Consider the following 6,886-nt stretch of genomic DNA (forward strand, 5'->3'; position numbering starts at 1 on the left):
GAAATGAATGAGATGTTAATAAATATGAGTCTTATGATGTGGGCTGTATAAATTACAGAATCTTTTTCTCTGCGGTAGTTAACACTTTTAAAAGGTGCAACCGAAAAAAATGTGAGAGAGTGCAACCTACAGAAAAATGCTATCTACTCTGGATCAAATTTGATGTAAATGGTGTGTTAAATCGATTGTGAATAACCATCGCTTCCGGCAGGATACGGTCGCCCTGGTCAACATAGATATCTTTGCCACGTTCCGGCAGGGTAATAAAACGGCAAGCCACGGCATTGCTGATACATAATTTTGGAGAGTTTTGATGGCTATTAGCACACCGATGTTAGTGACATTCTGTGTCTATATTTTCGGCATGATATTGATAGGGTTTATTGCATGGCGTTCAACCAAAAACTTTGACGATTACATTCTGGGTGGACGCAGTCTGGGTCCATTCGTGACCGCGTTATCCGCCGGGGCATCTGACATGAGCGGCTGGTTGCTGATGGGTCTGCCTGGCGCGATTTTCCTGTCGGGGATTTCAGAAAGCTGGATCGCTATCGGCCTTATTTTGGGCGCCTGGATCAACTGGAAGCTGGTGGCCGGACGTTTACGCGTACACACCGAATACAATAACAATGCGCTGACGTTACCGGATTACTTTACCGGTCGCTTTGAAGATAAAAGCCGAATTCTGCGTATTATCTCCGCGCTGGTTATTTTGCTGTTTTTCACCATCTATTGTGCTTCCGGTATTGTGGCAGGGGCTCGTCTGTTTGAAAGCACCTTTGGCATGAGCTACGAAACAGCACTGTGGGCGGGCGCGGCCGCGACGATCATTTATACCTTTATTGGTGGTTTCCTGGCGGTTAGCTGGACCGATACCGTCCAGGCCAGCCTGATGATCTTTGCTTTGATCCTGACGCCGGTGATGGTAGTCATTGGCGTGGGTGGATTCGACGATTCGCTGGAAGTGATTAAACAAAAGAGCATTGAGAACGTGGACATGTTCAAAGGGCTGAATTTTGTTGCCATCATTTCCCTGATGGGCTGGGGTCTGGGCTACTTTGGTCAGCCGCATATTCTGGCGCGCTTTATGGCTGCAGATTCCCACCATAGCATCGTTCATGCTCGCCGCATTAGCATGGCCTGGATGATTCTGTGTCTGGCAGGTGCTGTGGCCGTGGGCTTCTTTGGTATTGCTTACTTTAACAACAACCCACAGCTTGCCGGTGCCGTTAACCAGAACGCCGAGCGTGTGTTTATTGAACTGGCGCAAATCCTGTTCAACCCGTGGATTGCCGGTATTCTGCTGTCTGCTATCCTCGCTGCGGTTATGTCGACCCTGAGCTGCCAGCTGCTGGTGTGCTCCAGCGCAATCACCGAAGATTTGTACAAAGCGTTCCTGCGTAAAAATGCCAGCCAGAAAGAGTTGGTGTGGATTGGCCGCATCATGGTGTTGGTCGTGGCGCTGGTGTCTATCGCGCTGGCGGCGAACCCGGAGAACCGTGTACTTGGTCTGGTAAGCTACGCCTGGGCGGGCTTCGGCGCTGCGTTTGGTCCGGTAGTCCTGTTCTCCGTAATGTGGTCGCGTATGACCCGCAACGGCGCGCTGGCAGGGATGATCATTGGTGCGGTGACGGTAATCGTCTGGAAGCAGTTTGCCTGGTTGGGTCTGTATGAAATCATCCCGGGCTTTGTTTTCGGCAGCATCGGTATTGTGGCCTTCAGCCTGTTGGGTAAAGCGCCTTCAACTGCTATGCAGCAACGTTTTGCCGAGGCTGATGCGCATTATCACTCAGCTCCGCCATCGCGTTTACAGGCAGAATAATCTGCCTCTGTCTTCAAGCCCGCCGCGTGCGGGCTTTTTTATTGCTTCCGTTGTAAACCTGCTATAACCATTACCCGCTTGGCCTTTTACATTCAGTCATCATTCTCAAAACATTCTGCTTGAGTTTTTCTTTGCTGTAATGATAATCACTATCACTGTAATTTACTTTTCTTTTCATCAATTGACTGAGAATAACGTTTAAGGGTTCTTCGCATGTTTGTTCCATTTCTAATTATGTTGCGCGAAGGGTTAGAGGCCGCGCTGATTGTCAGCCTGATTGCCAGCTACCTGAAACGGACTCAGCGTGGTCGATGGATTGGTGTGATGTGGATTGGTGTTCTGCTGGCGGCGGCGTTATGCCTGGCGTTAGGGATTTTCATCAACGAAACCACCGGTGAATTTCCGCAAAAGGAACAGGAGCTGTTTGAAGGCATCGTGGCGGTCATTGCCGTGGTGATCCTCACCTGGATGGTGTTCTGGATGCGTAAAGTTTCGCGCAACGTCAAAGTCCAGCTTGAACAGGCTGTCGATAACGCGTTGCAACGCGGCAACCATCACGGCTGGGCGCTGGTGATGATGGTCTTTTTTGCTGTTGCCCGTGAAGGGCTGGAATCGGTGTTCTTCCTGCTGGCAGCATTCCAGCAGGATGTAGGTATCTGGCCGCCGTTAGGCGCGATGCTCGGGCTGGCTACCGCGGTGGTTCTGGGTTACCTGATTTACCTCGGCGGTATTCGCCTCAACCTCGGGGCATTCTTTAAATGGACCAGCCTGTTCATTTTGCTGGTGGCTGCCGGTCTTGCCGCTGGGGCGATCCGCGCTTTCCACGAAGCTGGGTTGTGGAATCATTTTCAGGATGTGGCGTTTGACCTGAGCAGTGTGCTGTCGACGCATTCGCTGTTTGGCACATTGATGGAAGGCATTTTCGGCTATCAGGAAGCGCCAAGCGTTAGTGAAGTCGCTGTCTGGTTTATCTACCTGATTCCGGCGTTGATTATGTTTGCGTTACCGCCGCGTTCAGGCACTACGGCATCGCGTACCGCACCTTGATAAAAACGCGATGCAGAATACTTTTTAGTTACAACATATTTATTTATAGGGATAGGTTATGACGTTTAATTTTCGCCGTAGTGCGCTGCAGCTAGGTATCGCCGCGCTGTTTGCCTCCGCTTTTAATGCACAAGCTGCCGATATTCCGCAGGTGAAAGTCACGGTTAACGACAAACAATGTGAACCGATGATTATCACGGTTAATGCCGGGAAAACGCAGTTCATCATCCAGAACCATAGCCAGAAAGCGCTGGAGTGGGAGATCCTCAAAGGCGTTATGGTGGTTGAGGAGCGCGAAAACATTGCACCAGGCTTTAGCCAGAAAATGACCGCTAACCTCCAGCCAGGCGAATATGATATGACCTGCGGTCTGTTGACTAACCCGAAAGGCAAACTGATCGTAAAAGGTAGCGCAACGGCGGATGCCGCGCAAAGCGAGGCTCTGCTGAGTCTGAGCGGCGCGATTACCGAATACAAAGCCTATGTGACAGCCGAAACCGCGCAGTTGGTTGCGGGCACTAAAGCCTTTACCGATGCGATTAAGGCAGGCGATCTGGAAAAAGCGAAATCGCTGTATGCGCCAACCCGTCAGCATTATGAGCGTATTGAACCGATTGCTGAACTGTTCTCCGATCTCGACGGCAGCATCGATGCGCGGGAAGATGATTACGAACAAAAAGCCGCCGATCCTAAATTCACCGGCTTCCACCGCCTGGAGAAAGCGCTGTTTGGCGACAATACCACCAAAGGTATGGATAAGTACGCCGACCAATTAAACAGCGATGTTCTTGACCTGCAAACGCGTATTAGCGAGCTGGCTTTCCCACCGTCTAAAGTTGTTGGCGGGGCAGCAGGACTGATTGAAGAAGTTGCTGCCAGCAAAATCAGTGGGGAAGAAGATCGCTATAGCCATACCGATCTGTGGGATTTCCAGGCTAACGTCGATGGTGCGCAGAAAATTGTCGATCTCTTGCGTCCTCAGTTGCAAAAATCCAATGCTGAACTGCTTGCGAAGGTGGATGCGAACTTCAAAAAGGTCGATACCATTCTGAGCAAGTACCGTACCAAAGACGGCTTTGAAACCTATGACAAACTGACTGATGCCGATCGTAATGCACTGAAAGGGCCAATCACGACGCTGGCGGAAGATTTGTCGCAATTACGCGGTGTTCTGGGTCTGGATTAAGCACTATGCAGCAAGATAATGAAAACGGCGTGAGCGAACCGTCACGCCGACGTTTACTGAAAGGGATGGGCGCCCTGGGTGGGGCGCTGGCGCTGGCGGGTGGGTGTCCGGTTGCCCACGCGCAAAAACCACAAAGCGCGCCGGGCACGTTGTCTCCGGATGCACGTAGTGAAGCGCAGCCGTTTTATGGTCAGCATCAGGCGGGGATCCTGACGCCGCAGCAGGCATCAATGATGCTGGTGGCATTCGATGTTCTTGCCAGCGATAAGGCCGATCTTGAGCGTTTATTCCGGTTGCTGACCAGCCGGTTTACGTTTCTGACAACCGGTGGACCGGCGCCGGATACGCCGAATCCGCGTCTCCCCCCTATGGATTCCGGTATCCTCGGTGCATACATTGCGCCAGACAACCTGACGATGACGTTGTCAGTCGGCTCCTCGCTGTTCGATGAACGCTATGGCCTGAAATCGCAGATGCCGAAAAAGCTGCAAAAAATGACCCGTTTCCCGAATGATTCACTGGATGCGGCGTTGTGTCATGGCGATGTGCTGCTGCAGATTTGTGCCAACACCCAGGACACTGTCATCCACGCGTTGCGCGATATCATTAAACATACGCCCGATCTCCTTAGCGTGCGCTGGAAACGTGAAGGTTTTATTTCCGACCACGCCGCACGTAGTAAAGGCAAAGAGACCCCGGTCAATTTGCTTGGCTTTAAAGACGGCACCGCGAATCCGGACGCTACGGATGCGAAATTGATGCAAGACGTGGTGTGGGTTACGGACGGGCAGGGCGAGCCTGCCTGGGCGCAAGGCGGAAGCTATCAGGCCGTCAGGCTCATTCAGTTTCGCGTTGAGTTCTGGGATCGTACGCCGCTGAAAGAGCAGCAAACGATTTTTGGTCGCGATAAACACACCGGCGCACCGCTGGGTATGCAGCATGAGCATGATGTGCCTGACTATGCCAGCGATCCTGAAGGCGAGGTGATTGCGCTCGACAGCCATATCCGTCTCGCAAATCCGCGTACGAAAGAGACCGACTCCAGCCTGATGATGCGTCGTGGCTACAGTTATTCGCTCGGTGTGACTAATTCCGGTCAACTGGATATGGGGCTGTTGTTTGTCTGCTATCAACACGATCTGGAAAAAGGTTTTTTGACAGTGCAGAAACGTCTGAACGGTGAAGCGCTGGAAGAATATGTCAAACCGATTGGTGGGGGATATTTCTTTGCTTTGCCGGGTGTTAAAACTGCAGATAATTATCTGGGACAGTCTCTGCTTGAAGCCTGATGATTATGCCCCGCAGTACAGCGGGGTTTTTCCTGACATCTTGATGAAGGAACAAACTATTTTTTATGATCGGTATGCGACTGAAATAATTCTGTCATCTTTCTGCAAGAGACTGTCTCTGGTGATAAGATAGAATTTAAGTTAACAGCAAGTAAAAATATTGTTGCATTAGCGAAAGGTTATGATGTACTTATAAGTAATAGCGGTAGTTCCCGGCGGTGATTGTCATTCACTATGGAGATCGCGAATGGAAAAGTCCTGTATTGGACACGTTTTTCACAGTAACAGCAGTACCTTACGCGGACGTTTCTCTTCCGGTAGCCTCCTCGTCACCGCTAAATCTCTCTCTCATTCACTTCTTATCTTCGCAACTGACGCCCTGTACGGTGCGCGTAGCTGTGCGTGGCGTCTTATCCGAAAGCAAGCAATGGCTTACAAGGAAGCCAACCCTCAGATGTTCGTGCGCATAATCGTGCCGCCAACGGCGCGTGTGATGTATACCTACAACTCAAGGTGCTATCCATGGGAAGACAAAAAGCAGTGATCAAAGCTCGTCGTGAAGCAAAACGTGTGCTGAGGCGGGATTCGCGTAGCCATAAGCAACGTGAAGATGAATCGGTCACCTCGCTTGTGCAGATGGGCGGCGTAGAAGCGATTGGTATGGCGCGTGACAGTCGCGACGCCTCGCCAATCACGGCGCGGAATGAAGCTCAGGCGCACTACCTGAATGCTATCGAGAGTAAACAGCTGATCTTCGCCACCGGTGAAGCCGGGTGTGGTAAAACCTGGATCAGCGCGGCAAAAGCAGCAGAGGCCCTGATCCATAAAGATGTGGACAGGATCATTGTAACCCGTCCAGTTCTGCAAGCTGATGAAGACCTCGGCTTCTTACCTGGAGATGTTTCCGAGAAGTTTGCTCCCTATTTTCGCCCCGTGTATGACGTGCTTGTCAAACGGCTGGGAGCCTCCTTCATGCAATATTGCCTGCGACCTGAGATTGGTAAGGTGGAAATCGCGCCGTTCGCCTATATGCGTGGACGTACATTTGAAAATGCAGTGGTCATTCTTGACGAGGCTCAGAACGTCACTGCTGCGCAAATGAAGATGTTTTTGACCCGCCTCGGGGAGAATGTGACGGTGATTGTGAATGGGGATGTGACCCAGTGCGATCTACCAGCCCACGTTCGCTCAGGGCTTAGCGATGCGCTGGCCCGTTTCGAAGAAGATGAGATGGTTGGGATTGTTCGTTTCAATAAAGACGATTGCGTCCGCTCTGCGCTCTGTCAGCGGACGCTCAACGCTTACAACTGATAAGTACTCTGTCTTCAAGGCCCGGGAAACCGGGCTTTGTTGTTTGACGTTAACACATGACCGGTCGGGGTTTCTCATCCCCCGTAGATGTGCAATATGTGAAAAAAAAGCCCGTACTTGCGTACGAGCTCTTCTTAAAATATGGCGGTGAGGGGGGGATTGACTCGCTTCGCTCGCCCTTCGGGCAGCCCACTCACTCCGTTCGCGGTCTGTCCAGCTGGCTGCGCCAGC

At 51.5% G+C, this 6,886-nt stretch carries 6 protein-coding genes; all 6 read left to right on the forward strand.

Annotated elements, in window-relative coordinates; translation table 11 throughout:
* Positions 1 to 313 precede the first annotated feature (313 nt).
* The gene (gene putP, locus OGY10_RS17760) at positions 314 to 1,822 is read left to right on the forward strand and encodes a sodium/proline symporter PutP (RefSeq protein ID WP_008784326.1); all 1,509 of its coding nucleotides are present in this window, start codon (positions 314 to 316) and stop codon (positions 1,820 to 1,822) included.
* A gap of 213 nt (positions 1,823 to 2,035) precedes the next feature.
* A complete protein-coding gene (efeU, locus tag OGY10_RS17765) occupies positions 2,036 to 2,869 on the forward strand; it encodes an iron uptake transporter permease EfeU (RefSeq protein WP_003036041.1) in 834 nt (277 codons plus the stop codon).
* A 58-nt stretch (positions 2,870 to 2,927) separates the two neighbouring features.
* Entirely contained in the window at positions 2,928 to 4,055 is a 1,128-nt protein-coding gene (gene efeO, locus OGY10_RS17770; RefSeq protein WP_060682395.1) for an iron uptake system protein EfeO, read from the forward strand.
* A gap of 5 nt (positions 4,056 to 4,060) precedes the next feature.
* Positions 4,061 to 5,344: an iron uptake transporter deferrochelatase/peroxidase subunit gene (gene efeB, locus OGY10_RS17775; RefSeq protein ID WP_060682394.1), complete on the forward strand. Its 1,284-nt coding sequence runs from the start codon at positions 4,061 to 4,063 to the stop codon at positions 5,342 to 5,344.
* A gap of 247 nt (positions 5,345 to 5,591) precedes the next feature.
* Positions 5,592 to 5,888, forward strand: coding sequence for a hypothetical protein (locus OGY10_RS17780; protein WP_172111178.1), 297 nt, complete (start codon positions 5,592 to 5,594; stop codon positions 5,886 to 5,888).
* Positions 5,867 to 6,655, forward strand: coding sequence for a phosphate starvation-inducible protein PhoH (phoH, locus tag OGY10_RS17785; RefSeq protein WP_003832078.1), 789 nt, complete (start codon positions 5,867 to 5,869; stop codon positions 6,653 to 6,655). Before OGY10_RS17780 ends, phoH begins: the two co-directional genes overlap by 22 nt.
* The last annotated feature ends 231 nt before the right edge of the window (positions 6,656 to 6,886 follow it).

The organism is Citrobacter sp. Cpo148, assembly GCF_030332375.1.
In the GTDB taxonomy this organism is placed as follows: domain Bacteria; phylum Pseudomonadota; class Gammaproteobacteria; order Enterobacterales; family Enterobacteriaceae; genus Citrobacter; species Citrobacter portucalensis.